Below are 2095 nucleotides of genomic sequence, written 5' to 3'. Positions count from 1 at the left end.
TCGACCCGCCCACCCGGAAACACCGTCATCCCCGCCGCGAACGCCATCGTCCGCTGCCTGCGCAGCAGGTAGACCTCCAGCGGGGCATCCCGCACGAGGATCACGGTGGCCGCGGGGCGGGCGGAGGCCGGCGTACGGGCGCCTTGGAGGTACTCGAGGGCGACCTCGGCCATCCGGCCGGTCATCAGCTGCGAGCTCAGATCCCGCACGAGCGGTCAGCCGACCTCGACGATCAGTTCGACCTCGACGGGGGCGTCGAGGGGGAGGACCGGGACGCCGACCGCGCTGCGGGCGTGGGCGCCGGCTTCGGCGAAGACCTGGCCGAAGAGTTCGGAGGCGCCGTTGGCGACCTGCGGCTGGCCGGTGAAGTCGGGGGTGGAGGCGATGAACGCGACCGCCTTGACGATCCGCTTCACTCCCGCCAGGTCACCGATCTCCGCCTTGACCGCGGCAAGCGCGTTCAGCGCGCACTGCTGCGCGCATTCGCTGGCCACCTCGGGCGTGACGGCGTCGCCGACCTTGCCGGTGGCGATCAGCGTGCCCTCGCGCAGCGGCAGCTGGCCGGACGTGTAGACGAGGTTGCCGGTCCGGACGGCCGGGACATACGCGGCGACCGGCTTGGCCACCTCGGGCAGCTTGAGGCCGAGCTCGGCCAGCTTCTCTTCCGGGTGGCTCACTTGTCCTCGATCTCCCGCTTGAAGTACGCGACCAGGTTCTCCGGGTTCAGGCCCGGTACGACCTGGACCAGCTCCCAGCCGTCCTGGCCGAAGTTGTCCAGGATCTCCTTGGTCGAGTGGACCAGCAGCGGCGCGGTGAAGTACTCGAACTTCTTCATAACAGGGGACTCTAACGGGCGCCGCGGGAGTGTGGTGTGGGCCACGTCCTACCCTGGGACCTATGGCGCGACTGCACGTGGTCACCGGCAAGGGGGGCACCGGGAAGACAACCGTTGCGGCCGCCATGGCCCTGGCCCTGGCCGAGGAGGGCAAGCGGGTGCTGCTCTGCGAGGTGGAGGGCCGCCAGGGCCTCGCTCAGCTCTTCGACGTCCCTCCCCTGCCGTACGTCGAACGCCGCATCGCGCAGGGCCCCGGCGGCGGCGAGGTGTTCGCGCTGGCCGTGGACGCCGAGGCCGCGCTGCTCGAATACCTCGACATGTACTACCACCTCGGCCGCGCCGGGAAGGCGCTGGAGAAGGTCGGGGCGATCGACTTCGTCACCACGATCGCCCCGGGGCTGCGCGACGTACTGCTGACCGGCAAGGTGTACGAGGCGACCCGCCGCAAGGCGCACGGGAAGCTCGCGTACGACGCGGTCGTGCTGGACGCGCCGCCGACCGGGCGGATCGGGCGGTTCCTGAACGTGAACCACGAGGTCGCCGGTCTCGCCAAGGTCGGCCCGATCCGGAACCAGGCGGACGCGATCATGGGCATGCTGCGCTCGGACGTCACCCGGATCCACCTGGTCACGCTGCTCGAGGAGATGCCGGTCCAGGAGACGCTCGACGCGGTCGACCAGCTGGAGAAGCTGGACCTGCGGATCGGGTCGATCGTGGTGAACATGGTCCGGAACAGCCCGCTCGACGACGACGCGCTGGCCCTTGCCGTGAAGGAGAAACTGCCCGCCGCCGAGCTGACCCGCGGACTCAAGGCGGCCGGCCTGACGGTCGGCGACGGCCTGGTCCGGACGCTCGCGGCCGAGGCCCACGACCACGCCGTACGGGTCGGGCTGGAACGCGAGAACCGCGACCGGATCGATGCCCTGGGCAAGAAGGTGACCGAGCTGGAGCTGCTGCCGGAGGGAATCGACCACGGCGCCCTGTTCGACCTGGCCGAGGAGCTGCGGGCATGAGCGCGACGAGCCGAGCGACCGGGGAGCCGGTCCGATGAGCGACCTCGATCTGGACCAGCTGATCGACGACCCCGGGACCCGGATCGTGGTCACCTGCGGCGCGGGTGGGGTCGGCAAGACCACCACGGCGGCCGCGCTCGGGCTGCGGGCGGCCGAGCGCGGGCGGAAGGTCGTCGTACTGACGATCGACCCGGCCCGGCGGCTGGCGCAGTCGCTCGGGCTGACCGAGCTGGACAACGTCCCGCGG

At 71.0% G+C, this 2095-nt stretch carries 4 protein-coding genes and 1 pseudogene; 2 read left to right on the top strand and 3 right to left on the bottom strand.

Going from position 1 to position 2095, the window contains the following annotated elements:
- The 3 genes and pseudogenes from VFF46_RS31640 to VFF46_RS31630 all read right to left on the bottom strand — a co-directional run.
- A pseudogene (locus VFF46_RS31640) lies at window positions 1–209 on the bottom strand (NUDIX hydrolase); the annotation flags it as partial.
- A gap of 6 nt (window positions 210–215) precedes the next feature.
- A complete protein-coding gene (locus VFF46_RS31635; protein ID WP_325040904.1) occupies window positions 216–677 on the bottom strand; it encodes a RidA family protein in 462 nt (153 codons plus the stop codon).
- Complete coding sequence (locus tag VFF46_RS31630) at window positions 674–835, bottom strand: DUF4177 domain-containing protein (protein WP_165553378.1); 162 nt, start codon at window positions 833–835, stop codon at window positions 674–676. The genes VFF46_RS31635 and VFF46_RS31630 overlap by 4 nt, the downstream gene beginning before the upstream one ends.
- 62 nt (window positions 836–897) lie before the next feature.
- Between VFF46_RS31630 and VFF46_RS31625 the strand changes: the two genes are divergently transcribed.
- On the top strand, window positions 898–1848 hold the full coding sequence (locus tag VFF46_RS31625) for an ArsA-related P-loop ATPase (protein ID WP_325040903.1): 951 nt from the start codon (window positions 898–900) through the stop codon (window positions 1846–1848).
- A gap of 34 nt (window positions 1849–1882) precedes the next feature.
- Window positions 1883–2095, top strand: a 213-nt coding sequence (locus VFF46_RS31620; protein WP_325040902.1) for an ArsA family ATPase, incomplete at its 3' end; no start/stop codon positions are given.

Source organism: Kribbella sp. (assembly GCF_035655035.1).
In the GTDB taxonomy this organism is placed as follows: Bacteria; Actinomycetota; Actinomycetes; order Propionibacteriales; family Kribbellaceae; genus Kribbella.
This window is presented reverse-complemented; position numbering and strand designations above follow the sequence as displayed.

What these genes read in the sequence shown, in the direction of transcription:
- VFF46_RS31625 (WP_325040903.1), top strand. Translation starts at nt 898, where the DNA reads ATGGCGCGACTGCACGTGGTCACCGGCAAGGGGGGCACCGGGAAGACA.
- VFF46_RS31630 (WP_165553378.1), bottom strand. Translation starts at nt 835, where the DNA reads ATGAAGAAGTTCGAGTACTTCACCGCGCCGCTGCTGGTCCACTCGACC.